The following is a 25,936-nucleotide window of genomic DNA, read 5'->3' on the forward strand; positions in this document are numbered from 1 at the left end:
AAATCAGCCGTCTGCGGCGTGCCTTCGTAACGGTCGCTATTTGTCAATGTAAGCAGTTGATCACCGTTTGGCAAACCTTGTAATTCACCGGATTCTGCCACCACAACGGATGGTTTGTTTTTTTTCTGCTGATCCGGTTGGAAAACATAAATATCATTGAGTCGGTTATTTTCGATATTATCGATAAAAAGCACATAACCGCCGGCAGACATAAACTGCCCTGCCGAAAGCGCGGCAAAACGCGGATTTGCCTTGGCTTCCGCCAACATTTCACTTTGTTTATTGATCGCCCAAGGTGTCAACCAAAAGACATTATAAACCGCAATGGCGGTGGTAAATACGGATAGAAATAATGCGACTTTGACCAGTAGGCTTTGTCCGACACCACAGGCTCGCATGACGGTAATTTCACTTTCGGCATAAAAACGACCTAAAGTGAGTAAAAGCGCAATAAACAGAGAGAGCGGCAGCATTAACTGTGCCATGGTCGGCATTCCCAGTCCGAGTAGGCTCAAGACTAAATCGGTTGGTACTCTTCCGCTGACCGCCGAACTTAATACGCGGACTAATTGTTGGCAGAAGAAAATCACTAACAGTATGAAAAGTATAGCAATTTGGCTTTTAAATATTTCTTTCGTTAAATATCGGCTTAAAATCACGATAAAGGTCTCATTTTTTTAAATTATTGCTTGCAATTTTTCAGCAAGAGGGTAGCTTTACGACCCGTATTTTGCTTTCAAGTTCAAGCGGTCTGATTTTGGTAAAATTTTGCAAAAAACCGACCGCTTGCAAAATGCGTAATCATACCCTTTTAAATAAAAAAAATCACGGGAGTATTGTATGGAATTTAGCGTAAAGAACGGTTCGGTAGAAAAGCAGCGGACAGGTTGTCTGGTAGTAGGAGTGTACGAACCTCGTCGCTTATCTGCGGCGGCGGAACAGTTGGATAAATTAAGTGACGGCTATTTAAGCAATTTATTGCGTAAAGGGGATTTGGAAGGGCGTGTCGGGCAAACCTTATTGCTGCACAATGTACCGAATGTCCCTGCTGATCGGGTGTTGTTAGTCGGCTGTGGCAAAGAGCGTGAACTGACCGAACGCCAATACAAACAAACCATTCAAAAAATGGTGCAAGTGATTAACGACACAGGCTCAACGGAAGCGATCTGCTTCCTCACCGAATTGCACGTCAAAGCCCGTTCGGTTTACTGGAATATCCGTTTTGCGATTGAAGCGATTCAAGACAACGGCTATCAATACAACGAATTTAAGAGCGTTAAACCTGAAATCCGCCGTGAATTACGCAAAATTGTGTTTAATATCGCCAACCGTAAAGATTTAGCTTTGGCAGAACAAGCCGTCGAACACGGTAAAGCGATTGCATCAGGCGTGATCTTCGCCAAAAATGTGGCGAACTGTCCGCCAAATGTCTGCAACCCGAAATATTTATCCGAATTAGCAAAAGGGTTAGGCAAAGACTATAACAGCATTACAACCACCGTATTAGATGAAAAAGAGATGGCGGAATTAAATATGAACGCTTATCTTGCCGTTTCCCGTGGTTCTGAAAATGAGGCTTACCTTTCTATCATCGAATATAAAGGATCTCCAAATCCTGCAGCCAAACCGATTGTTCTTGTCGGTAAAGGTTTAACCTTTGACACAGGGGGCATTTCCATTAAACCTGCCGATGCAATGGACGAAATGAAATACGATATGGGCGGAGCAGCCTCTGTCTATGGCACAATGAAAGCCATTGCAGAAATGAAATTGCCATTAAATGTGATCGGCATACTCGCAGGCTGTGAAAATATGCCGGACGGCAATGCTTATCGCCCGGGTGATATTCTTACCACCATGTCAGGCTTAACCGTTGAAGTATTGAATACTGACGCAGAAGGACGCTTGGTATTATGCGACACCTTAACCTATGTAGAACGCTTCGATCCTGAGTTAGTGATTGATGTCGCCACACTCACAGGGGCGTGTATGATCGCACTTGGCAACCACAACAGCGGATTGATTTCACCAAATAACGCGCTTGCGAATGATTTATTAAATGCCGCAGAACAAGCGGACGACAAAGCGTGGCGTTTACCAATGGGCGATGAGTATCAAGAGCAGCTGAAATCCAACTTTGCCGATCTCGCCAATATCGGCGGACGTTTAGGTGGTGCGATCACCGCAGGTGTGTTTCTGTCTAACTTCACCAAAAAATACACTTGGGCTCACTTAGATATTGCAGGTACAGCGTGGAAATCAGGAGCAGCAAAAGGGGCGACAGGCAGACCGGTGCCGTTGTTGAGTCAGTTTTTGATTAATAAAGCGGGCGTTTAACCTGTTTGCCTCCTAAATACAAGCGGTCAGTTAGGCTCTAAAATTTGCAAATTTTGAATCGAAACCGACCGCTTGTAATGGCAGAATTTTCACTAAACAAACATATAATTCTTAACCCAAAGGCGTTATTCCGTTAGAATAACGCCTTTTTACGCTTTCCTTCGGGAAAGTCCTGACTTGTTATCAGAAAGAGAATCCAAATGTTACAACATAAACCAGAACTTTTATCGCCGGCAGGCACGCTGAAAAATATGCGTTATGCTTTTGCTTACGGGGCTGATGCCGTTTATGCAGGGCAACCACGTTACAGTTTGCGTGTTCGCAATAACGAATTTAACCACGCTAATTTGAAAATCGGTATTGATGAAGCTCACGCTCTCGGCAAAAAATTCTATGTGGTGGTCAATATCGCCCCACATAATTCCAAACTCAAAACCTTTATTAAAGATCTGCAAGCCGTGGTGGATATGAAGCCAGATGCGTTGATTATGTCCGATCCGGGCTTGATTATGTTGGTGCGTGAACACTTTCCGGAAATGGATATTCATCTTTCCGTGCAAGCGAATGCGGTAAACTGGGCAACGGTAAAATTTTGGAAACAGATGGGATTAACCCGTGTCATTCTTTCCCGAGAGCTTTCCATTGAAGAGATCGCAGAAATTCGTGAGCAAGTGCCTGATATGGAAATTGAAATTTTCGTCCACGGGGCATTGTGTATGGCATATTCTGGGCGTTGCTTATTATCCGGTTATATCAACAAACGTGATCCGAACCAAGGTACTTGTACCAACGCTTGTCGCTGGGAATATCAGGTGGAAGAAGGTAAAGTAGATGAGGTTGGCAATATCGTGTCGAAAATTGATCCGGAACAGCAGATTGAAATTAAAAATGTCGCACCAACCTTGGGTGAAGGTGATACCACGAGTAAAGTTTTCCTACTTGCCGAATCGCAAAAACCGGATGAGCAAATGACCGCTTTTGAAGATGAACACGGCACTTACATTATGAATTCGAAAGATTTGCGTGCAGTGCAACACGTTGAGAAACTGACCCAAATCGGCGTACATTCCTTAAAAATTGAAGGTCGAACTAAGTCGTTTTACTATTGTGCAAGAACTGCTCAAGTTTATCGCAAGGCGATTGATGATGCGGCAGCAGGCAAGCCTTTTGATGAAAGTTTAATGGATACGTTAGAATCCTTGGCACACCGTGGTTATACGGAAGGTTTCTTACGTCGCCATACCCACGATGAATACCAAAATTACGATTACGGCTATTCGATTTCAGAACGCCAGCAGTTTGTTGGTGAATTTACCGGCAAACGCAATGTGGAAGGTATGGCGGAAGTGGCGGTAAAAAATAAATTCTTACTTGGCGATGAAGTCGAAATGATGACCCCGAAAGGCAATATCGTGTTCAAAATCGAACGGATGTTAAACCGCAAAAATGAAGCCGTTGATGCAGGTTTAGGCGATGGGCATTTTGTCTTTTTAGATGTGCCGGCCGATGTGGAATTAGATTATGCTTTGTTAATGCGTAATTTGGTGGATGCGAATACCAGAAATCCGCATAAATAACTTATTTGGTATATTGCGCAAATTTTAGAACGTTTTCTCAAAAAGAGAGGCTCGATATTTCAGAAATTTGCGCTGATTGACACAGTTTGCATTGCAAAACAAGCTATAGCATTTTAAACTTCCGAACTAATTTTACCATACGCAATAGAAGACAATGACGCAAACAACAGAATCCCTTTCTCTCGGTCAGCAGCTTAAAGCGGGACGCGAGGCACTTGGCTTATCAACTGAAGAAGTCGCACAAAAAACTAACCTTAAGAAAAACCATATTGACTCCCTTGAGAACGACATTTTTATTTTACATAACGTTCCACCGACTTTTGTTCGTGGTTATGTGCGTAATTATGTGCGTTTCCTGCGTTTACCTGAATCTTTGATCGACAGTGTAACTTACGGCGAAGTAAAAATTCCGAAAGAAGTGAAGAAAATTGCCCCGATTCCGGTAAAAAATCATAAATCACAAACTCGTTGGGTAAAAACATTAACTTGGTTGGTACTATTAGGCGCAGTGGGAATGACACTTGCTTGGTGGTGGCAAGAACATAAGAAAGAGCAAGCAAGCCGTGACGAACTGTTAGTTACGAAAACAACAGAGACAGTAACGAATGTGACCAACGAAATCACACTGACTCCCCCCGCATTAACACCGGTTTCTACGACGGAAACTCCTGCGGTAGCGCCGCCTATACAAGAGGTGAATAGTGTGAATATCAGCACGACACCGCTCCAATCGGCAACACCGGTGGGAGCAGAGCAAGCTCAACAGCCGGTCACTGATACTCAGCAAACGGAAGAAACCGTTTCCTTGGTAAACGTACCTCAAACGGCTGTACAAGAAGAACAGGTAAATGTGTTACAACAATCGGGAACGACCGAAACGGAGACTATTACGGCTGAAGCGGCAGAAACTATAGAAGCTACAACGGAACAAGCTCCGCAAGCGATAGGTAATGATGAGTTACGCATTGAAATTACTAACGGACAAAGCTGGATTACCGTGCGTGATGCAAAAAATAAACGCTTGGCAGAAAAACTATATAATTCGGGAGAAGTCTTAACGTTTAATGATAATGAACAATATCGATTAACAGTCGGTGCGCCGGCAAACGTGAAAATTTACTATAAAGGGCAAGAAGTACCACTGAAAGTGGACGGCAGAGTTGCTCGTTTTAAACTACCTTTAGCGAACTAAAACAATGTTAAAAGAACCTCCAATTAAACGTCGTGAATCGACCCGAATTTATGTCGGTAACGTGCCGATAGGTGATGGAGCGCCTATTGCAGTTCAATCCATGACCAATACCCGAACCACCGATGTGGATGCTACGGTGGCGCAAATTAAAGCGTTGGAACGAGTCGGTGCCGATATCGTACGAGTTTCTGTGCCGACAATGGACGCAGCTGAAGCCTTTAAATTGATAAAACAGCAGGTGAACGTACCGCTTGTGGCGGATATTCACTTTGATTACCGTATTGCGTTAAAAGTGGCGGAATATGGCGTGGATTGTTTGCGTATTAACCCGGGCAATATCGGCAAGGAAGAGCGTATTCGTGCCGTGGTGGACTGTGCGAGAGATAAAAATATTCCGATTCGTATCGGGGTGAATGCAGGTTCTCTCGAAAAAGATATTCAAGAAAAATTCGGCGAGCCGACACCGGAAGCCTTGTTAGAGTCAGCACTTCGCCACGTTGAGATCTTAGATCGCCTTAATTTCGATCAGTTTAAAGTAAGTGTGAAAGCGTCCGATGTCTTTTTAGCGGTGGAATCTTACCGCTTGTTAGCTAAAGCGATCAAACAGCCGATCCATTTAGGGATTACGGAAGCCGGTGGAGCAAGAGCAGGAGCGGTGAAGTCCGCAATCGGCTTAGGTTTGTTACTTTCGGAAGGGATCGGCGATACGCTACGTGTTTCATTAGCGGCGGATCCGGTGGAAGAGATCAAAGTTGGTTTCGATATTTTAAAATCGCTGCGTATTCGCTCGCGCGGTATTAACTTTATCGCTTGCCCGACCTGTTCACGCCAAGAATTTGATGTGATCGGCACGGTCAATGCCCTTGAACAACGTTTGGAAGATATTATTACTCCGATGGACGTATCCATTATCGGCTGTGTGGTAAACGGCCCGGGCGAAGCGTTAGTCTCTGATCTTGGTGTGACAGGCTCGAATAAAATGAGCGGTTTCTATCTTGACGGCGTTCGCCAAAAAGAGCGGTTCGACAATGATCAATTGATTGATCAACTGGAGGCGAAAATTCGGGCAAAGGTTGCGCAGCAGCACCAACGTATTGCCGTTGAACAAGTTTAATGTTGTTAATACTTATTAGGAGAGCATAATGAAAGTCGCTGTTTTTAGTACCAAAAGTTATGACCGTAAATATCTTGAGTCGGTGAATCAACAATACGGTTTTGAACTCCACTTTTTCGATTTCATGCTGAACGAACAAACCGCCAAAATGGCGGAAGGTTGTGAAGCGGTATGTATTTTCGTTAATGACGACGGCTGTCGAAAGGTGCTGGAGAAATTAGCGCAATATGGCGTAAAAATGGTGGCTTTGCGTTGTGCGGGGTTCAATAATGTTGATCTTGACGCGGCAAAACAGCTCGGGTTACAAGTCGTACGTGTGCCGGCTTATTCGCCGGAAGCGGTGGCGGAACATACGGTGGGATTGATGATGACGTTAAACCGCCGTATCCACCGTGCTTATCAACGTACGCGTGAAGCGAATTTTTCTCTTGAAGGTTTAATCGGATTTAATATGCACGGACGTACCGTCGGTGTGATCGGTACGGGGAAAATCGGTATTGCTACAATGCGTATTTTAAAAGGTTTCGGTATGCATATTTTGGCTTTCGATCCGTATAAAAACCCGGCGGCGGAAGAGATCGGCGCAACTTATGTGAGTTTGGACGAATTGTATGCCAAATCGGATGTAATTACCTTGCATTGCCCGGCAACCCCGGAAAATTATCATCTACTCAATAAAACGTCCTTTGCAAAAATGAAAAACGGTGTGATGATCATCAATACCAGCCGAGGCTCGTTGATCAATACGCAAGACGCTATCGAGGCATTGAAACAGCAAAAAATCGGCGCATTGGGCATGGACGTATATGAAAACGAGCGCGAACTCTTCTTTGAAGATAAATCCAACGAGGTCATTTTGGATGACGTATTCCGCCGTATTTCGTCTTGTCACAACGTATTATTGACCGGGCACCAAGCTTTCCTTACTGAAGAAGCGTTGGTGAATATTTCGGATGTAACCTTACATAACATTGATTGTTTGCGAACAAATACCGTTTGTGAGAATGCGGTAAACTAAGCGAAACACTTTCGGATGAAGCCGTTTGCGCTTATCCGACAATAATGACGGCACGGGCGAAACGCTCGCGCCGATGTTTTTATATAAAACGCCGATGAATGCGTGTATACGGACGATAGACAAGCGGTCAGTTTTAGCGAAAATTTTGCAAATATTGAAAAATAATTAGGAACAATAACATGTCAAAAACAATTCAAGCTTTACGCGGTATGAATGATCTTTCTCCAACTGAAACACCATTATGGCAATGGGTTGAAAGCAATATCCGTGATACTTTTGCAAGTTACGGCTACACAGAAATGCGTAGTCCGATTATGGAATCTACCGACTTATTTAAACGTGGTGTCGGTGAAGCGACAGATATTGTTGAGAAAGAGATGTTTACCTTTACCCGTAGCGAAGAAGCGGGCGAAAGTTTTACTCTTCGCCCTGAAGGTACGGCAGGTTGCGTGCGTGCGGCGATTGAACACGGTTGGATTTACAACCAAGAACAGCGTCTGTGGTATATCGGTCCAATGTTCCGCTATGAGCGTCCGCAAAAAGGTCGTTACCGTCAATTCCACCAAGCAGGCGTTGAAATTTTCGGGATCCCGAATGCTGAAGCCGATGCGGAATTGATTGTGCTAACCGCTCGTTTATGGGAAAAATTAGGTATCCGCGAACATGTGACTTTACAGCTTAACTCAATCGGTGGATTAGAAGTACGTACTCGATATCGTGAAGCCTTGGTTGCGTTCTTACAAAATCATTTAGACGTATTAAAGCAAGATCCTGACAGTGAACGCCGTTTAACTACAAACCCATTACGCATTTTGGATACCAAAAATCAAGCGTTGCAAGCGGTATTAGACGATGCACCAAAACTTCACGATTTTTTAGATGACGAATCGAAAGCACATTTTGCAAGGCTTTGTGAAATTCTTGATGAAATGGGAATTGCTTACGAAGTCAATCAAAAATTAGTGCGTGGTTTGGACTACTACAATAAAACCGTATTTGAGTGGGTCACCACAGCATTAGGTGCTCAAGGTACAGTTTGTGCTGGTGGTCGTTATGACGGCTTAGTCGCACAACTCGGTGGACGCGGAACAGAAGGTGTTGGTTTTGCAATGGGCTTGGAGCGTTTAGTCTTGTTAATGCAAGAAGTGAATCCGAATGTGCAATTACCAAGAGCCGTTGATATTTATGTGGTACATTCGGGCGAAAATACAACAACAGCAGCATTCCGCTTGGCGGAAACCCTACGCGATGCCTTTCCACAGCTTCGCACAATGCTACATACAAGCGGTGGGAATTTCAAAAAACAATTCAAACGTGCCGATAAATCAGGGGCGAAAATTGCTTTGGTGTTAGGCGAAAGTGAAGTGGCGGAACAGACGGTCGTGATTAAAGATCTGTTCGGTGAAGCGGAGCAAGTAACCGTGGCACAGAGCAATCTCATTGAAGAATTACAAGCACGTTTTGCATAAAAAGGAGCATATATGAGCGATTATCTTAATAAAACCGAAGAGCAACAATTTGAAGAGGCGAAAAGCTGGTTTAGACAAAACGGTACACCGATTGTCCTCGTGGTATTGATTGCGTCGATTGCTACTTTCGGGTGGAACTATTGGCAGAAACATCAGGCGGAATCCGCACAGCAAACTTCAGCAATTTATCAGCAAGTGATGGAAAGCTATTTGCAAAATCCTGAGAAAAACGCACCGCTTGTAGAAAAATTCGTTACCGATCACAAAGGTTCAAGTTATGCGGTACTGGCTCAACTAGAGCAATCCAAGCAGCTAGCGGCAAAAGGTGATTTTGCGACGGTTAAAACCTTGTTGGAACAAGCATTAACTTCAACCGATGACCCGACTTTACAAAATGTTATCCGCTTCCGTTTGGCGGCGGTTGATTATGAATTGAAAAACTTTGATACTGCGCTGACAACTTTAAGTAAGGTGCAAGATAAAGCGTGGGATTTACGTAAACAGTTATTAGTCGGTGATATTCTTGTTGCCAAAGGCGATAAAGATGCGGCAAGAAGCGCCTACGAACAAGCGAAATCCGTGGCGTCGGCTGAAGAGCAGATGATGATTAATATTCGTTTGAATAATTTGTAAGATATTCAAACTTATATTCACCATCATAAAAATATTTTTATTTTCGCCAATAACAAGCGGTCAGTTTTAGCTAGAAATTTACAAATTTTGGGCTAAAACTGACCGCTTGTATCTTCTTTTTCTTGCAAATTGAGAAAGTAAATGGGGAATTTGAGGGTTGAAATGTGATTTATAGTTTACATTTTTTTGTGTCAGTGGGATAATTCTTTCAGATTTTACATTACATTTGGAGAATGCTATGAACTACCGCGAATTTCTACATCTACTTAAGCAAGATATTCTCACCGGGTGGAAACCTTTTGAGGTTATTTGGTTATTTATCTTCATTGCTGCTCAACTCGGTGTGTATGTTTATTCGCCGGATTCGCTACTGGCGATGATTTCGGGTATTGCCGGTATTATCTGTGTGGTTTTTGTGAGTAAAGGGAAAATCAGCAACTACCTCTTCGGTTTGATTTTCGCCTATACCTACTTCTATGTTGCTTGGGGATCCAATTTCCTTGGAGAAATGAATACCACGCTTTATGTGTATATTCCGGCGCAATTTATTGGTTTCTTCCTATGGAAGCAAAATATGCAGAAAAAAGACGGGGCGGAGGCAGTCATCGCCAAATCTTTAAGTGTTAAAGGCTGGGCTTTCTTAGTCGCGTTTATTACGGTTGGCACTCTATTATTCGTTCAGGCGCTTAATGCGGCGGGTGGTAGTTCAACCGGTTTGGACGGATTAACCACCATTATCGTTGTTGCAGCGCAAACATTAATGCTGTTACGTTACCGTGAACAATGGTTGCTATGGATTGCATTAAACATTCTTTCCATTATTCTTTGGGCTGAAAATCCGGCGATGTATTTAATGTATTCGGCTTATCTGTTGAACTCGCTATACGGCTACTATAACTGGACCAAGTTACAAAAAGCAAATGCGATGAATGCTGCGATATAATTGTTAGAAAATCACTTATAAATCAAAGGTTGAGGGTTCTCAACCTTTATTTTTTCAGCTATGCTAACCGCAATTTTTTTCACTTTATCGAAGCCCTTGCAATTACTACTGCCGATTCATCAGGTAGATGATGAAACTCTCGAAAATTTCTACAATGAAAACAGCTTATTGCTGTTGGATTCTCTACACCAAAATTTTAAGGATGTGCAGCAGCCGTTTTTTTATGTGTGGGGCGGAAAAAGTAGCGGAAAAAGCCATTTATTAAAGGCGGTGAGTAATCATTTTCTGTTGAATAACCAAGCGGCAAGTTATATTCCTCTCAAAAAAGCCAACTATTTCTCACCGGCGGTGTTGGATAATGCCGAGCAGTTGGATGTTGTCTGTTTGGATGATGTGCAGACCGTGGTCGGCGACGAAGAGTGGGAACTCGCTGTTTTTAATCTGTTTAACCAAATACGTGAGCAGCAAGGTCTGTTTAATCAAGGGCGGAAAACCTTGTTATTGATGAGCGCGGATCGCCCGCCGAATACATTGTCGGTGGCGTTGCCGGATCTCCGTTCAAGATTAACTTGGGGAGAAGTGTATCGGTTAGCGGATCTGAGCGATGAGCAAAAACAAGTTATTTTACAACGTAATGCTTATCGAAAAGGCTTGGAATTATCCGATGAAGTTGCCGGCTTTTTACTGAAGCGTTTAGATCGCGATCTGCAAGTTTTAATCGGTAAACTGGATTTACTTGACAGAGCTTCATTACAAGCTCAACGCAAATTAACCGTTCCTTTCGTAAAAGAAATTTTAGAGCTATAAAATGAATCAAAATAATCAATTAGCCTTAATCAATATTGCTTGTGAGCGCGGAGAAACACGCTTGTTCGAGGGGTGCAATCTAACGGTTTCATCCGGTGATTGGTGGCAGATTGAAGGGCATAACGGTATCGGAAAAACTAGTTTGTTACGTATTTTGGCGGGGCTTGCCACGGCTGCCGAAGGCGAAGTGCAATGGAACGGCACGTTGATACAAAAACAGCGTGATGAATATTACGCTAATCTGTTCTATTTAGGTCATCATGCAGGGATTAAACCGGAGTTAACCGCTTGGGAAAATTTGCGTTTTTACCAAAAAATTCAAGGGCTTGAAATTTCTGATGACGCTTTATGGAACGCTTTGGGCAAGGTCGCTTTAATCGGGCGGGAAGATTTACCTTGTTCACATCTTTCGGCAGGGCAGCAACGTCGGGTGGCATTGGCAAAATTATGGCTCACGCAAGCACCGCTTTGGATTTTAGACGAACCTTTTACCGCAATTGATAAAAAAGGTGTTGCAGAGTTAATTACCCATATTGAACAACATTGTGAACAGGGTGGTATGACAATTTTTACCAGCCATCAAACGGCAGAAAGTGACAAGGTTCGTACGTTGTCACTTGATCCATTTAAAGTATAAAAAGCGCGATGAGCGCCATTAAGCGAATTTTATGATTTTACTGACTATCATTCAGCGTGAGTTGACCATTGCATTTCGTAAACCCGCAGAAATTTTAAACCCTCTGTGGTTCTTTTTGATCATTATCACAATGTTTCCTCTATTGATGGGACCAAATCCTGAATTATTGGCTAAAATCGCCTCGGGAACAGCTTGGGTTGCCGCAGTGCTTTCAGCATTACTTTCTTTTGAACGTTTATTCCGTGACGATTATGCGGACGGTTCGTTAGAACAGTTAATGCTATTACCGACAAGCCTGCCGCAGGTCGCATTAGCGAAAGTGATTGCTCACTGGCTATTAACCGGTTTGCCGCTGATTCTGCTTTCACCGATCACCGCCATTTTACTTTCGCTGGAAACGGAAGTCTGGTTTGCTTTGGTCTTAACACTGTTGTTAGGCACTCCGATTTTAAGCTGTCTCGGCGCAATCGGTGTGGCACTCACCGTTGGATTACGTAAAGGCGGTACGTTACTGAGTTTGCTCATCTTACCGTTATTTTTACCGGTGTTAATTTTTGCCGCTGCAGTATTAGAAGCCTCAACGTTGAATGTAGGTTATTCGGGGCAGTTGGCGATTTTAGGTGCAATGCTGGCGTTAGCCTTAACGTTCTCACCTTTTGCGATTGCCGGTGCGTTACGGGTAAGTTTGCAGTAACAAGCGGTCGGTTTCGATTAATGTTTTACAAATTGTTGGAGATTATATGTGGAAATGGTTACACCCGTATGCAAAGTCGGAAACGCAATACCGACTATTAGGGAAAATTCAGCCTGCCCTCGGTGTGTTGAGCGTATTATTGCTTGCAACCGCTTTTGTGTGGGGATTAGCTTTTGCGCCGAAAGATTATCAGCAGGGTGACAGTTACCGTATTATTTTTATTCATGTGCCTTCTGCAATTTGGTCGATGGGGGTTTATGGTTCGATGGCGGTTGCAGCTTTGATGGCGTTAGTCTGGCAGATTCGTCAGGCAAGTTTGGCAATGATTTCCATGGCACCGATTGGTGCGGCATTTTCATTTATTTCTTTAGTCACCGGCGCCATTTGGGGAAAACCTATGTGGGGAACTTGGTGGGTTTGGGATGCACGTTTAACCTCTTCGCTTGTACTGTTTTTCCTCTATTTAGGTGTTATGGCGCTTTATGCCGCGTTTCAAGATCGCAGCGTTGGTGCTAAAGCTGCGGGGATTTTATCGATTGTCGGCGTGATTAATTTACCGATTATTCACTTTTCGGTGGAATGGTGGAACACTTTGCATCAAGGCGCAACCATCACTAAATTTGATAAGCCGTCAATGGCGGTAGAAATGTTAATTCCGCTACTGTTAGCGATTTTCGGAACCATGATTTTTATGATCTGGCTCAGTATTTTGCGTTATCGCAATGCGTTGTTGCAGGATGAACGAAAACGTCCTTGGGTCAACGAATTGGCTAAATTAACTCAATAGGAGGCACCATGACATTTCAATTCGATTCAATTAGCGCCTTTTTGGATATGGGCGGTTACGGTTTCTATGTTTGGTTAGCCTACGGTATTACCTTTTTGACGATGGGATTACTTATTTGGCAAAGCAAGCGCGAAGGGAAACAAATTTTCCGACAGGTTAGAAAAGAACAAGCCCGGGAAGCACAGCGAAATAAACAGAGCTGATTTAACAAGCGGTGGTTTTTTGCAAAAAAGTTGCAAAAAGTCACCGCTTGTTGTTTTGTTGCTCAACGCAGGATAAGCAAGGTTTTTCATGCAGCCGGACAGTATAAATAATCATCTTAATTGTTAATTAAAGTTTAACGAAATGTTGACTGGCGCATTGCTTTTTTACAATGTGTTATTTCTTTTTATCAGATTTATGACATAGCTCACATTTCTCACATCTCTTTCGTTTTTCCTATTTTATTTTTGTTATATTTAGTTGGGTTTTGTGCTTATGCGGAGGAGTTATGACAAGTAGCCAAGTTGAAACTGACAACAAAACAGTCAGAAACGGCATTATCATTATTGCCGATATTATTTTGTTTTTCGTGTTATTAAACACCTTACCTTTTGAACCGGAAGCCAAAAAAGGACTGGCTTTATTGGCATTTGTGGCGATTTTGTGGTTAACGGAAGCGCTACACGTGACGGTGACTGCCTTATTAGTGCCGATCCTTTCTATTGCGTTGGGACTGGTTTCTTCGAAAGATGCATTAGCGAATTTTGCAGAACCGACCATCTTTTTATTCTTCGGTGGCTTTGCGCTTGCTACGGCGTTGCATATTCAAAATATTGACCGAATGATTGCCAATAAAATTATGGCGTTAGCGAGAGGAAAATTATCTCTGGCAGTGATTTATCTGTTGATGGTGACGGCATTGCTTTCCATGTGGATCAGTAATACGGCAACCGCAGCAATGATGTTACCTTTGGCAATGGGAATTCTCAGCAAATTAGATGAAAAAGCCCATCATAATACGTATGTTTTTGTGTTACTGGGTATTGCCTATAGCGCCAGTATCGGCGGGATGGGAACCCTTGTCGGTAGCCCGCCGAATGCGATTGTGGCTTCCAACTTAAATTTAACATTCTCTGATTGGCTGGGTTACGGTTTGCCGATTATGCTAATCCTAATGCCGTTAATGTTAGGGACGCTTTATGTGGTATTTAAACCGCAATTAAACCAAACCTTTGAATTCAATTTTGAGAAAATTGAATTTACGCGCAGTCGAATTATCACTTTAGTGATTTTTATCGGTATCGCACTTTGCTGGATTTTCAGTAGTTATTTAAATCCGTTTATTTCCGGATTGTTCGGTTTGAAATCTATCGGTAGTTTCGACAGTATCGTTGCATTATCTGCTGCTGTATTACTTTGTGCAACCAAAGTCGTGACTTGGGATCAGATTCAAGAAAATACCGAATGGGGTGTATTAATGCTATTCGGAGGCGGTTTAACGTTAAGTGCCGTTCTTGGTAAAACCGGTGCAAGTAAAGTGATGGCGGACGGTATTGTGTTTATGATTGAAGGCGGTCATTTCTACGTCATCGGTTTAGTGGTTGCGACATTTATTATTTTCTTAACCGAGTTTACTTCCAATACGGCAAGTGCGGCGTTACTCGTACCGATCTTTATTTCGATTGCTGAAGCTCTCGGCGCGCCACCGGTCGGTTTGGCGTTAATCATAGGCTTAGGAGCATCCTGTGCCTTTATGTTGCCGGTTGCGACACCACCGAATGCGATTGTGTTTGGTACAGGCAAAGTAAAACAAAGCGAAATGGTGAAAGCCGGTTTCTGGCTTAACATTCTCTGTATCTTTGTGATTGCCACTTACGGATATCTTTTCTGGTTATAATTTTCTATGATCCGGGCAAGCGGTCAGATTTGTTTGACCGCTTGTTTGTTTTACTGTAGAAAACAAGCGGATCCTATTTATTTTATTTTATGAAGAAATTTCTAAAATATCGTAATAATTTGATCTACATTAGCCCAAAGCGGTTTGAAACTGTTATAATCGCTCCGTTTTTTTATTTTTGAACGTCAAAGAGGAACTCACTATGTCCGTAAAAAAAATGGCTGACCTTGACCTTGCAGGCAAACGTCTTTTCATTCGTGCAGACCTTAACGTACCGGTAAAAGATGGCAAAGTTACATCTGATGCTCGTATCCGCGCGACAATCCCAACTTTAAAATTAGCCTTACAAAAAGGCGCTAAAGTGATGGTAACTTCGCATTTAGGTCGTCCGACCGAAGGTGTGTTTGAAGAAGCAAATTCTTTACAACCTGTGGTTGATTACTTAAACAACGCTGATTTAGGTGTGCCGGTTCGTTTGGTACGTGACTATTTAGACGGTGTTGATGTGAAAGAAAATGAAATCGTTGTACTGGAAAACGTACGTATTAATAAAGGTGAGAAGAAAAACGATCCTGAGTTAGCGAAAAAATACGCGGCACTTTGTGATGTATTCGTCATGGACGCTTTCGGTACAGCTCACCGTGCGGAAGGTTCAACTTACGGCGTTGCCGAATATGCACCGGTTGCTTGCGCAGGTCCGTTATTAGCGGCTGAATTGGATGCTTTAGGCAAAGCGTTAAAAGAGCCGCAACGTCCGATGTTGGCGATTGTCGGTGGTTCAAAAGTTTCAACTAAATTAACCGTTTTAGATTCTCTTTCAAAAATCGCTGACCAATTAATCGTAGGCGGCGGTATCGCAAATACTTTCATTGCTGCACAAGGCAATAATGTCGGTAAATCACTATATGAAGCAGATTTAATCCCTGAAGCACAACGTTTATCAACTGTCACTAATATTCCGGTTCCGGTCGATGTTCGTGTCGGTACTGAATTCTCAGAAACCGCACCGGCAACATTGAAAGCGGTTAATGAAGTGGCTGCAGACGAATCTATTTTCGATATTGGCGATAAATCGGCTGAAGAATTAGCGGCTATTATCCGTAGTGCGAAAACTATCCTTTGGAACGGTCCGGTAGGTGTATTTGAGTTCCCTAACTTCCGTAAAGGGACCGAAGTGGTTGCTCAAGCCATCGTCGATGCAACCGCGAACGGCGCATTCTCAATCGCAGGCGGCGGTGATACTTTAGCGGCAATTGATATGTTTGATATCGCGGATAAAATTTCTTATATCTCCACCGGTGGCGGCGCATTCTTAGAATTCGTTGAAGGTAAAGTATTACCGGCGGTTGAAATTTTAGAGAAACGTGCTTAATTTGTTTGGGTGTACTTTGTACGCCCGCTAATCATTTTTAAACAATAGAGGAAACACAAAATGGCAAAATTACTAGACATCGTAAAACCGGGTGTATTAACTGGCGATGACGTTCAAAAAGTTTTTGCGTATGCAAAAGAACATAACTTCGCACTTCCGGCGGTAAATTGTGTCGGTTCTGACTCTGTAAACGCAGTATTAGAAACAGCAGCGCGCGTTAAAGCGCCTGTAATCGTGCAATTCTCTAACGGCGGCGCACAATTCTACGCAGGTAAAGGTATTAAGCCAACAAGCGGTGCGCGTCCGGACGTGTTAGGTGCAATCGCAGGTGCAAAACACGTTCATCAATTAGCGAAAGAGTACGGAGTGCCGGTGATCCTTCATACAGACCACGCAGCGAAAAACTTACTTCCGTGGATCGACGGTATGTTAGATGCAGGTGAAAAACACTTTGCAGAAACAGGCAGACCACTATTCTCTTCACATATGATCGACTTATCTGAAGAGCCGATTGAAGAAAATATGGAAATCTGCAAAAAATACCTAGCACGTATGGACAAATTAGGTATGACCCTTGAAATCGAAATCGGTGTAACCGGCGGTGAAGAAGACGGTGTAGACAATTCGGATGTAGACGAATCTAAACTTTATACCCAACCGTCTGAAGTGCTTTATGTTTACGACTCATTAAATCCGGTGAGTAAACGTTTTACTATCGCAGCGGCATTCGGTAACGTACACGGTGTGTACAAACCGGGTAACGTAAAATTAAAACCGTCTATTTTAGGTGCGTCGCAAGAGTTTGTGTCTAAAGAGCGTGGTTTACCGGCGAAATCATTGGACTTCGTATTCCACGGCGGTTCAGGTTCTTCACAAGAAGAAATCCGTGAAGCGATTGGTTACGGTGCAATCAAAATGAACATCGATACTGATACGCAATGGGCGGCATGGGATGGTATTTTACAATTCTACAAAGCGAACCAAGACTATCTCCAAGGTCAATTAGGTAACCCGACCGGTCCTGACGCACCGAACAAAAAATACTACGACCCGCGCGTTTGGTTACGCAAAATGGAAGAATCTATGTCTAAACGCTTAGAGCAATCTTTCATTGACTTAAACTGTGTTGATGTATTGTAATTTGCAAAATACCTGATGAAAAAGACCGCTTGTAAAGGCGGTCTTTTGTTTATCGGTTACATTTTGTGGAGATTTTAAATGACACTTCCGCTTCTCGATGTTCAAGCACTCAGTAAACGTTTTACCGACCGTATTGATATTTTCCATAAACAGGATTTTTATGCGGTGGAGAATGTTTCTTTTACTTTAAATCATCAAGAAACCCTTGCAATTATTGGAGCGAACGGCGCCGGCAAATCAACTCTTGCCAAGATGTTGGTTGGTATTACGGAGCCGACTTCAGGTAAAATAATGTTTAAAGATCAGGAATTGCAATACGGTGATTATGCGTTTCGTTCTAAAAAGATTCGGATGATTTTCCAAGATCCGAATGATGCTTTTGATCCGAATTACAACATCGGGCAGATTTTGGACTCACCGTTAAAATTAGCCACCAATTTATCGGAGGAAAAGCGTAATGAACGGATCTTTCGTACACTGAAATTAGTTGGGATGTATCCTGAACACGCGCTGATTCACATTAAAGATACATCGAGCAGCCAAAAACAGCGAGTCGCTTTGGCTCGGGCGTTGATTTTGAATCCGGAAATTATTATTGTGGACGACACGTTAAGTATGCTCGATTTCTCAGTTAAAAGTCAGCTTACGAATTTGATGTTGAATTTACAGGAGCGGTTAGGGTTAGCTTATATTTATGTCGGGCAAAATCTTGGTATTATCAAACACTTAGCCGACAAATTAATGGTGATGGATGAAGGGAAAATCGTAGAATACGGTAATACCAAAGAGCTGTTGTTACGCCCGCAAAATCCGTTAACCATGCGTTTGATTGAAAGCCACTTCGGTAAGGCGTTAACCGAAGACGCATGGGCAAATTAAGCCAGCTGATATAAATCCGTTTGATAGCGGAAATCGAGTTCGCGACAGATTTTTTCACCTTCAATCAAGCGTACAAGCGGTCGGTTATCGGCGGAAAAATGCAAATCGGCTAATCCTAATTTGGCTGCAATCGCAGAGTAGTACTCTCGCCGTTTAGGGTGATCCGGATAAACCAGATGATATAAACGCTGTCCGTTTGCTGTTTGCAACAACCGGAAAATCGCCCGAATACAGTCGTTGCGGTGAACTAAATTCACCGGCTGCTCGGCATGAGTAAGAAGTTGTTTACCGGCCAAATAGTATACCGGATGGCGATTGCCGCCGATAAGACCGGCAAGACGTAAGATATCGCAATCGATCGCTAATGTGGTTAACCACTGTTCTAGTTCAATCATTGCTTCTGCGCTGTCATTTTCCGCTTGAGGGGCAGAGGATTCATTAAATACTCCGGTGGTTTGCGGAAACACTGAAGTTGAACTTACGAAAGTCAACTGCGTTACATTTTGCAATATTGCCTGTGAAACTAACCGCTTGATCCCTTCAACATAGTCTTCTTTGTTGCAACTGCCTGGTGGCAGATTAATGACCATCGCATCAACATTTAAAAGTGTCTCGGGTATTTCACCGTTTAAGACAAAGGGCAAAGAGGTAATGTGAGGTAACGGTTTTGCGTTTCTATTACTGCCGATAACCTGCCAGCCTTGCGCAATTAAAAATTCCGCAAGCGGTAATCCGAGCCAGCCTAACCCAATAATTGCCACACGTTTCATTTTTGCCTCAATAGAATTTAACAATCGAATGAATTTATCTGTTTTGCACAAATTTTTATTAGAATAGCATTAAATTTTGATTCGCTTCAATTTGCCTTAACAAATAACCGATAAACTAGGCGAAGTGAATAACAGGAGGAATGATGGAATTACTTGAGGCGATTAAGCAGCGTAAAACAATCAAATTATTTAATCGGAATGTCAAAATTCCCCGTGAGGAATTGAGCGAAATGTTAGCATTGGCTCAGCTTGCTCCGTCAAAAGCAAATCTTCAACCATGGCGTTTTGTGGTGGTGGATGAGCCGGCACAAAAGGACAAATTATTGGATATCGTCGCTTTTAACGGTCCGCCCTGTGAAAGTGCGTCGGCAGTGATATTGGTGTTAGCGGATTTGCAATATCACACATTATTAGAGCCGATTATTGATACGTCGATTGAAAAAGGTTGCTTACATCAAGGTTTTAAGCAACCCGGTTTGAATTTTATGAACCAAATGCATAGTGCGCTGAACGCACAGGATATTCGGGATCAGGTTTGTATCGATACCAGCCTTGCCGCCATGCAGTTGATGTTGATTGCAAAAGAAAAAGGTTATGATACCCATGCCATTGGCATTTTTGATAAAACCGCCGTGATGCAACGATTTGCGATCGATAGCGAACGTTATGTGCCGGTTATGTTGATTGCCATCGGTAAAGCGGCGGTTCCGCCGATTCCGAGCGCAAGGTTGGCATTGGACTACACCGTGTCGTGGAATAACGGAAACGGCTTTAAAGCATAACAATAGCGAGATCAAGCGGTAAGTTCTAATAGATTTTTTGCAAAAAATTGTTAGAATTTGCCGCTTTTTGCGTTTTACATAGAGGAGGAGTGATGTCGCATTCAGATATTGAATTAAAACAAAATATTTTTAGCAAAATTATTTTTGCCAGCCGTTGGTTACAGTTACCGATCTATTTAGGACTGATTGTGGTACAAGGCATTTATGCCTACAAGTTTTTGAAGTCATTATGGAATTTGGTGGTAAATCTGGGATCGATGGATGAAAACACGATCATGTTGACCGTATTAGGCTTAATTGATGTGGTGATGATTGCAAACTTGCTAATTATGGTGATCGTGGGCGGATATGAAACCTTTGTATCCCGTTTGAATGTTGATAACCATCCGGATCAACCGGAATGGTTGGATCACGTTAATGCTTCTGTGTTAAAAGTGAAATTATCGATGGCGATTATCAGCATTTCCTCGATCCATTTGTTGCAAACCTTTATCAACGCATCTAAATTGAGTTCCGAAACAATGATGTGGCAATTGTTGATTCACCTCGGTTTTATTTTTTCAGCAATCGGTGTTGCGTATACCGATAAATTGCTGAGTAACGTACATCATGCAAAACATTAACCTATTGCAATAATTTAGGCATAATTGCAAAAAATCGGTAGAATCTGACCGCTTGTATTTTTAAATAGGAACAAATTATGACCAAACATTATGACTATCTCGCCATTGGTGGCGGCAGCGGCGGTATCGCTTCAATCAACCGAGCGGCAAGTTACGGCAAAAAATGTGCCATTATTGAAGCAAAACATTTGGGCGGTACGTGCGTTAACGTCGGTTGCGTACCGAAAAAAGTGATGTTCTACGGCGCACAAATTGCCGAAGCCATCAATCATTATGCACCGGATTACGGCTTTGATGTGACGGTAAACAAGTTTGATTACGCCAAATTAGTTGAAAGCCGTCAGGCGTATATCGGACGTATTCACACTTCTTACAACAATGTGTTGGCAAAGAATAACGTGGATGTGTTAAACGGCTTCGGTAAATTTGTTGATGCGAAAACCATTGAAGTAAGCTATGCAGACGGTACAAAAGAGTTAGTCACGGCGGATCATATTTTGATTGCAACCGGCGGTCGCCCAAGCCGTCCTGCAATCAAAGGGGCGGAATACGGGATTGATTCCGACGGTGTATTTGCGTTAACCGAATTGCCAAAACGGGTCGCTGTGGCTGGTGCAGGTTACATTGCCGTTGAACTTGCAGGCGTATTAAACAGCTTAGGCGTTGAAACGCATTTATTCGTGCGCCAACACGCCCCAATGCGTAACCAAGACCCACTTATTGTTGAAACCCTTGTTGAAGTGTTAAATCAAGACGGCATTCAACTTCACACTCATTCCATTCCAAAAGAAGTGGTGAAAAATGCGGACGGCTCATTGACCTTTAAACTGGAAGACGGTCGTGAGCAAGAAGTCGATTGCTTAGTGTGGGCAATCGGTCGTGAGCCGGCAACGGATGTGATTAATCTTGCGGCAACCGGTGTGGCAACGAACGAACGTGGTTTTATCAAAGTCGATAAATTTCAAAATACTAATGTAAAAGGAATTTACGCCGTTGGCGATATTATTGAAGGCGGGATTGAATTAACGCCGGTTGCGGTAGCGGCAGGGCGTCGTTTATCTGAACGTTTATTCAATAACAAGCCGAACGAACATTTAGACTACAACCTTGTTCCGACCGTCGTGTTCAGCCACCCACCTATCGGCACAATCGGTTTAACCGAGCCACAAGCCGTGGAACAATATGGCGCTGAAAATGTAAAAGTATATAAATCTTCTTTCACACCAATGTACAGTGCAGTCACCCAACATCGCCAACCTTGCCGAATGAAACTGGTGTGTGTCGGCAAAGAAGAAAAAATCGTCGGTTTACACGGCATTGGTTTCGGGGTGGACGAAATGATTCAAGGCTTTGCCGTTGCGATCAAAATGGGCGCAACCAAAGCGGATTTCGATAACACCGTCGCCATTCACCCGACCGGTTCGGAAGAATTCGTGACTATGCGTTAATCTGTTTGCTGAAAGACAAGCGGTCGTTTTCGTTAGTAAATTTGCAAATTTTCTACTGAAAACGACCGCTTGTTATTTTACTCAATCCCCGCAATTTTGTGCGTTTGAATACTTAACTGCCAACGCGGTTTATTCGGACGCTGATTCAGTAAGCCAAGTTGGGTGATGGTTTCCAATATATTCATTACGCCGCTTTCTTCGCAAGGAGAGAGATAATAACGATCCGCGTTGATCGTATTTTCAATCTGTTCGCAAAAATCCTGCACATCGCCATCCACGACGATCCGTACTTCATGGGCAAAAGGAATATGATGTTTCAGATAGTTTTTTTGATACAGCCGCTTCGGGCTGGTGGCGATATAATCGATTTGCAACGGTACAGGTTTTAAGCCATTGGTTTCGATGGCAATAAAATAACCTTGTGCTTTCAGTTCGCTCAACAACAGCTCCAATTTCGGTTGAATAGTCGGCTCGCCGCCCGTAATGATGATATGTCGAGCGGTGAAGTTATTGACGATTTGCATAATTTCGCCAAGGGTTTTCGTTTCATAACGGTTGTAATCGGTATCGCACCAAGGACAAGCCAGATTGCATTTGCCGAAGCGGATAAAAATACTCGGCATGCCTGTGTTGAAGCCTTCGCCTTGTAGGCTTTCAAAGATTTCAACGATTCGATATTCGGTAGTTAACATAAGAGAGTGAAAATTTGCAAAAAATAGGCTAAAACCGACCGCTTGTCTTTACAGTTTTGAGGTTTGGTTCTATCCTGAAGATCGTTCATTTCAAGCCAACACATCATAGGAGTACCGCGTATGAAAATAGCAGTAGCAGGCGATCACGCCGGATTTGCCATGAAACAAGAAATCAAAGCCTTACTTGAAAAGCAGGGGCATGACGTCGTTGATTTCGGTCCTTTCAGCGAAGCATCCTGCGATTTACCCGATTTTATTTATCCCGCTTCCCTTGCCGTGAGCAAAGGTGAAGTCGATCGTGGGATTTTTATTGACGGTGTCGGTTACGGCAGCGCCATGATCGCCAATAAAATTTACGGGGTTTACGCGGCGATTTGCCAAGATCCGTTCTGTGCGGCATTGGCTCGTTCGCATTCCAATACGAATGTGTTGTGCCTTGGCGGAAAAATTATCGGCTCCGCCATCGCCCATGAGATTGTCAATACGTGGATGACGACCGATTATTTATCGGATAATCCGCGTTACACAACCCGTGTGGATAAAGTCGTCGCCATTGCCGAAAAGCATATTCGTCAAGACGTTTAAGCTTTCCGTATTACGCCGACGTATATTCACAATAGGACGTCGGCGTTTCCCATAAGCGAATCAAACTGACGGAGAGTCCTTCGGCGGTCAATGTATCGAAAATATATTTCGCCATCTGCTCCGCCGTTGTCCGAACAGGAATACCAAAGGTTTTGGAATCCAGAGAATCAAGCAGCCGGGCAACTTTGCATTCTTTTTCACTGGTCGTGTCATAAATAAAAGCGTGATCCATTTTGTCAAGAATATGCTGTTTCACGACCGCTTTCAGATCGCTGTAATCCATCACCATGCCCGATTTTGCTCCGTCGGCATGTAGTTCTCCTGAAATTTCGACTTGTAAGGTGTAGGTATGACCGTGCAAATTTTGACATTTGCCGTCGTGACCGTCCAACATATGTGCCATATCAAAGCTAAACTCTTTCGCAATCTTAAACACGGTGTTTTTCCTCTAAATATTCATTTAACCCTTTTTCGCGTAGTAGGCAGCTCGGACAAGTATGGCAACCGCCTTCCACACCGAGATAACAGGTGTGAGTATGTGCTTGGATATAGTCAAATACCCCTAATTGATCGGCTAACGCCCACGTTTCTTTTTTAGTCAGATACATCAGCGGCGTACGGATATTAAAATTATAATCCATCGCTAAATTGAGTGTCACATTCATCGACTTGATGAATATATCCCGACAGTCGGGATACCCGCTAAAATCCGTTTCGCATACACCGGTATAGATAGTCTGAATCCCTTGGCTTTTAGCATAAATAGCGGTATAGAGTAGAAAGAGAGCATTCCGCCCGTCAACAAAAGTATTCGGTGTCGAACCCGTTTGTTCGATTGTGGCTTGATCATCCATTAAGGCATTTGACGTAATCGCCTTGATCACGGAAGTATCAATAACGGTTTGCTTTACCCCGAGATCTTGAGCGATCCAGCGGGCTTTATCCAGCTCGATAGCGTGCCGTTGTCCGTATTGAAAGGTCACGACTTCGACATTCTCTTTGGCGAATTCCTGAATAGCAAGAAATAAGCAGGTGGTAGAGTCTTGTCCGCCTGAAAAAATGACGACGGCTTTTTTGTTTGCGTTCATATGTGTTCCTTAGTTTTTTTGCGTGGGAGGTTTGCGAACCACGATGAATAAACAAGCGGTACGATTTTGCAAAATGTTTACAGAATCGTACCGCTTGCAAGGAAGGCATTATAATGATTTTAACTGAATTTGCGATTTTTTTCTTTTTATTATTCACCAATATGAAATAGTTAATCAATAAAATTATTATTTATCAAATTTGTGAAGATAGTATAATGCACGCCATCAAGAGCGATGTGATGAATAACTCGCAATGTTTAACCAAAAACAAAAGGATAACGATATGAAAAAAGTAGCAAATGTTTATACTGCACCGGCAAAACATTGGGTCGGTAATGGTTTCCATGTACAATCTATGTTTACTTACAACGATACGGATAAAAATTTAGATCCGTTTTTAATGATGGACTACAACCCGCCTCGTCATTTTGACGGTGGACGTAAATCGGATTTTCGTGGCGTCGGCGAGCACCCGCACCGTGGTTTTGAAACCGTTACGATTGCGTATCAAGGCGAAGTGGCGCATGCCGACTCTTACGGCGGTGGCGGTATTATCGGTACCGGTGATGTGCAATGGATGACCGCAGGCTCCGGCGTGATGCATGAAGAGTTTCATTCAGAGCGTTTCTCTAAAGAAGGCGGTATGTTTGAAATGGTGCAACTTTGGGTTAATTTACCGAAAGCACATAAAATGACGACACCGAAATATCAAGCGATTAAATCGACAGAGATTCCGGTTGTGCAATTGGATGATAATGCCGGTATCGCCCGCATCATTGCGGGAGAATTGGCAAGTACATCCGGTGCAGCGAGTACGTTCACGCCGATTAATATGTGGGATGTCGTAATGAATGCCGGTAAAACTCACACATTTGCCGTGCCGGAAAGCCATAATCTCGTGATTTTAGTATTAGACGGTACCGTGCAAATCAATGGTGAAGAAATTGCGCGCCGTGGTGAGTTGGTCACTTTTGAAAGAGGTGGGGCGGATGTCCGAATCGAGTCAAACAACGAATCAAAATTGTTGATTCTTACCGGCGAGCCGATCAACGAGCCGATTGTCGGATACGGTCCGTTCGTGATGAATACGGAAGCGGAAATTGTCCAAGCCATGCGAGATGTGCAAAGCGGTAAGTTTGGTCAAATCGCAAGATAAAAACAAGCGGTCAGATCTTTTTTGATATTTACAAATTCAAAAAGATCGCCGCTTTTTGTCGTTTAAATAGCCGTTTTGGATCAAATTTCAGCAAAAGATCCTTTTTTTCAAAAATTTTGCAAAAATCGCTTGCGCGGAATTCTAAAATCTCTATAATGCGCCCCACACAACGACGCACTGTTGTGAAGTGATTAAATTAAACAGTGCGTCGTTGTGTGGGGCGCATTATAGAGATTTTAGAATTCCGCGCAAGCGATTTTTGCAAAATTTTTGAAAAAAAGGATCTTTTGCTGAAATTTGATCCAAAACGGCTA

The 25,936-nt window shown here is 43.1% G+C and carries 27 protein-coding genes and 1 riboswitch; of the genes, 22 read left to right on the plus strand and 5 right to left on the minus strand.

The genetic code is table 11. The features are described 5' to 3' along the window. Window positions 1-659: LPS export ABC transporter permease LptF (gene lptF / locus ACEYJ7_RS01680; RefSeq protein ID WP_373777291.1), on the minus strand; the 659-nt coding region annotated here is incomplete at its 3' end. 181 nt (window positions 660-840) lie between these two features. Between lptF and pepA the strand changes: the two genes are divergently transcribed. The 17 genes from pepA to ACEYJ7_RS01765 all read left to right on the plus strand — a co-directional run bounded on the left by pepA (window position 841) and on the right by ACEYJ7_RS01765 (window position 18,478). Further along, on the plus strand, window positions 841-2,337 hold the full coding sequence (pepA, locus tag ACEYJ7_RS01685; RefSeq protein ID WP_373777292.1) for a leucyl aminopeptidase: 1,497 nt from the start codon (window positions 841-843) through the stop codon (window positions 2,335-2,337). A 200-nt stretch (window positions 2,338-2,537) separates the two neighbouring features. Then, window positions 2,538-3,914: a tRNA 5-hydroxyuridine modification protein YegQ gene (gene yegQ / locus ACEYJ7_RS01690; protein WP_373777293.1), complete on the plus strand. Its 1,377-nt coding sequence runs from the start codon at window positions 2,538-2,540 to the stop codon at window positions 3,912-3,914. Window positions 3,915-4,068: 154 nt separating this feature from the next. Then, window positions 4,069-5,106: a RodZ domain-containing protein gene (locus tag ACEYJ7_RS01695; RefSeq protein ID WP_373777294.1), complete on the plus strand. Its 1,038-nt coding sequence runs from the start codon at window positions 4,069-4,071 to the stop codon at window positions 5,104-5,106. Between the two features lie 4 nt (window positions 5,107-5,110). Then, window positions 5,111-6,220, plus strand: coding sequence for a flavodoxin-dependent (E)-4-hydroxy-3-methylbut-2-enyl-diphosphate synthase (gene ispG, locus ACEYJ7_RS01700; protein ID WP_373777295.1), 1,110 nt, complete (start codon window positions 5,111-5,113; stop codon window positions 6,218-6,220). Window positions 6,221-6,248: 28 nt separating this feature from the next. Continuing rightward, complete coding sequence (locus ACEYJ7_RS01705; protein WP_373768058.1) at window positions 6,249-7,238, plus strand: 2-hydroxyacid dehydrogenase; 990 nt, start codon at window positions 6,249-6,251, stop codon at window positions 7,236-7,238. Between the two features lie 179 nt (window positions 7,239-7,417). After that, window positions 7,418-8,707, plus strand: a complete 1,290-nt coding sequence (hisS, locus tag ACEYJ7_RS01710; protein ID WP_373777296.1) for a histidine--tRNA ligase — start codon at window positions 7,418-7,420, stop codon at window positions 8,705-8,707. Between the two features lie 12 nt (window positions 8,708-8,719). Further along, complete coding sequence (locus ACEYJ7_RS01715; RefSeq protein ID WP_373777297.1) at window positions 8,720-9,340, plus strand: YfgM family protein; 621 nt, start codon at window positions 8,720-8,722, stop codon at window positions 9,338-9,340. Between the two features lie 238 nt (window positions 9,341-9,578). Continuing rightward, window positions 9,579-10,283 carry a nicotinamide riboside transporter PnuC gene (pnuC, locus tag ACEYJ7_RS01720; RefSeq protein WP_373777298.1) on the plus strand — a complete coding sequence of 235 codons (705 nt, stop codon included), beginning with the start codon at window positions 9,579-9,581 and terminating at the stop codon, window positions 10,281-10,283. Window positions 10,284-10,379: 96 nt separating this feature from the next. After that, a complete protein-coding gene (gene hda / locus ACEYJ7_RS01725) occupies window positions 10,380-11,090 on the plus strand; it encodes a DnaA regulatory inactivator Hda (RefSeq protein ID WP_373777299.1) in 711 nt (236 codons plus the stop codon). Between the two features lies 1 nt (window position 11,091). Further along, window positions 11,092-11,727: a cytochrome c biogenesis heme-transporting ATPase CcmA gene (ccmA, locus tag ACEYJ7_RS01730; RefSeq protein ID WP_373777300.1), complete on the plus strand. Its 636-nt coding sequence runs from the start codon at window positions 11,092-11,094 to the stop codon at window positions 11,725-11,727. 31 nt (window positions 11,728-11,758) lie between these two features. Continuing rightward, window positions 11,759-12,421: a heme exporter protein CcmB gene (ccmB, locus tag ACEYJ7_RS01735; RefSeq protein WP_373777301.1), complete on the plus strand. Its 663-nt coding sequence runs from the start codon at window positions 11,759-11,761 to the stop codon at window positions 12,419-12,421. Window positions 12,422-12,467: 46 nt separating this feature from the next. After that, complete coding sequence (locus tag ACEYJ7_RS01740; RefSeq protein ID WP_373777302.1) at window positions 12,468-13,208, plus strand: heme ABC transporter permease; 741 nt, start codon at window positions 12,468-12,470, stop codon at window positions 13,206-13,208. An 8-nt stretch (window positions 13,209-13,216) separates the two neighbouring features. Beyond that, window positions 13,217-13,411 (plus strand): heme exporter protein CcmD, encoded by a 195-nt coding sequence (ccmD, locus tag ACEYJ7_RS01745; RefSeq protein WP_373777303.1) that lies wholly within the window; start codon window positions 13,217-13,219, stop codon window positions 13,409-13,411. A gap of 287 nt (window positions 13,412-13,698) precedes the next feature. Then, complete coding sequence (locus ACEYJ7_RS01750; RefSeq protein ID WP_373777304.1) at window positions 13,699-15,087, plus strand: DASS family sodium-coupled anion symporter; 1,389 nt, start codon at window positions 13,699-13,701, stop codon at window positions 15,085-15,087. A gap of 202 nt (window positions 15,088-15,289) precedes the next feature. Further along, a complete protein-coding gene (locus tag ACEYJ7_RS01755; RefSeq protein ID WP_373777305.1) occupies window positions 15,290-16,459 on the plus strand; it encodes a phosphoglycerate kinase in 1,170 nt (389 codons plus the stop codon). A 60-nt stretch (window positions 16,460-16,519) separates the two neighbouring features. Beyond that, window positions 16,520-17,599, plus strand: coding sequence for a class II fructose-bisphosphate aldolase (gene fbaA, locus ACEYJ7_RS01760; RefSeq protein WP_373777306.1), 1,080 nt, complete (start codon window positions 16,520-16,522; stop codon window positions 17,597-17,599). Between the two features lie 78 nt (window positions 17,600-17,677). Continuing rightward, window positions 17,678-18,478, plus strand: coding sequence for an ATP-binding cassette domain-containing protein (locus tag ACEYJ7_RS01765; protein WP_373777307.1), 801 nt, complete (start codon window positions 17,678-17,680; stop codon window positions 18,476-18,478). Here ACEYJ7_RS01765 and ACEYJ7_RS01770 read toward each other — a convergent pair. Next, the gene (locus ACEYJ7_RS01770; protein WP_373777308.1) at window positions 18,475-19,248 is read right to left on the minus strand and encodes an SDR family oxidoreductase; all 774 of its coding nucleotides are present in this window, start codon (window positions 19,246-19,248) and stop codon (window positions 18,475-18,477) included. The two genes, ACEYJ7_RS01765 and ACEYJ7_RS01770, sit on opposite strands and share 4 nt — an antisense overlap. Before the next feature lie 143 nt (window positions 19,249-19,391). Here ACEYJ7_RS01770 and ACEYJ7_RS01775 point away from each other — a divergent pair, with 143 nt between their 5' ends. The 3 genes from ACEYJ7_RS01775 to gorA all read left to right on the plus strand — a co-directional run bounded on the left by ACEYJ7_RS01775 (window position 19,392) and on the right by gorA (window position 22,101). Continuing rightward, window positions 19,392-20,030 (plus strand): nitroreductase family protein, encoded by a 639-nt coding sequence (locus ACEYJ7_RS01775; RefSeq protein ID WP_373777314.1) that lies wholly within the window; start codon window positions 19,392-19,394, stop codon window positions 20,028-20,030. Between the two features lie 92 nt (window positions 20,031-20,122). Next, entirely contained in the window at window positions 20,123-20,653 is a 531-nt protein-coding gene (locus ACEYJ7_RS01780; RefSeq protein WP_373777309.1) for a TIGR00645 family protein, read from the plus strand. 77 nt (window positions 20,654-20,730) lie between these two features. Next, complete coding sequence (gene gorA, locus ACEYJ7_RS01785; protein WP_373777310.1) at window positions 20,731-22,101, plus strand: glutathione-disulfide reductase; 1,371 nt, start codon at window positions 20,731-20,733, stop codon at window positions 22,099-22,101. A 77-nt stretch (window positions 22,102-22,178) separates the two neighbouring features. Here the strand turns inward: gorA and ACEYJ7_RS01790 are convergent, their stop codons facing one another. Further along, window positions 22,179-22,793, minus strand: coding sequence for a 7-carboxy-7-deazaguanine synthase QueE (locus ACEYJ7_RS01790; protein WP_373777311.1), 615 nt, complete (start codon window positions 22,791-22,793; stop codon window positions 22,179-22,181). Window positions 22,794-22,913: 120 nt separating this feature from the next. Here ACEYJ7_RS01790 and ACEYJ7_RS01795 point away from each other — a divergent pair, with 120 nt between their 5' ends. Next, a complete protein-coding gene (locus ACEYJ7_RS01795; protein ID WP_373768041.1) occupies window positions 22,914-23,378 on the plus strand; it encodes an RpiB/LacA/LacB family sugar-phosphate isomerase in 465 nt (154 codons plus the stop codon). A gap of 10 nt (window positions 23,379-23,388) precedes the next feature. On the opposite strand, the gene queD is transcribed toward ACEYJ7_RS01795, so the two are convergent. After that, the gene (queD, locus tag ACEYJ7_RS01800) at window positions 23,389-23,814 is read right to left on the minus strand and encodes a 6-carboxytetrahydropterin synthase QueD (RefSeq protein WP_373777312.1); all 426 of its coding nucleotides are present in this window, start codon (window positions 23,812-23,814) and stop codon (window positions 23,389-23,391) included. Next, complete coding sequence (gene queC, locus ACEYJ7_RS01805) at window positions 23,807-24,466, minus strand: 7-cyano-7-deazaguanine synthase QueC (protein ID WP_373777313.1); 660 nt, start codon at window positions 24,464-24,466, stop codon at window positions 23,807-23,809. The genes queD and queC overlap by 8 nt, the downstream gene beginning before the upstream one ends. 3 nt (window positions 24,467-24,469) lie before the next feature. Beyond that, a riboswitch (PreQ1 riboswitch) is annotated at window positions 24,470-24,514 on the minus strand. A gap of 235 nt (window positions 24,515-24,749) precedes the next feature. Between queC and ACEYJ7_RS01810 the strand changes: the two genes are divergently transcribed. Then, complete coding sequence (locus ACEYJ7_RS01810) at window positions 24,750-25,622, plus strand: pirin family protein (RefSeq protein ID WP_373768038.1); 873 nt, start codon at window positions 24,750-24,752, stop codon at window positions 25,620-25,622. The last annotated feature ends 314 nt before the right edge of the window (window positions 25,623-25,936 follow it).

It is taken from the genome of Glaesserella sp. (genome assembly GCF_041814905.1).
Taxonomy (GTDB): Bacteria; Pseudomonadota; Gammaproteobacteria; order Enterobacterales; family Pasteurellaceae; genus Glaesserella.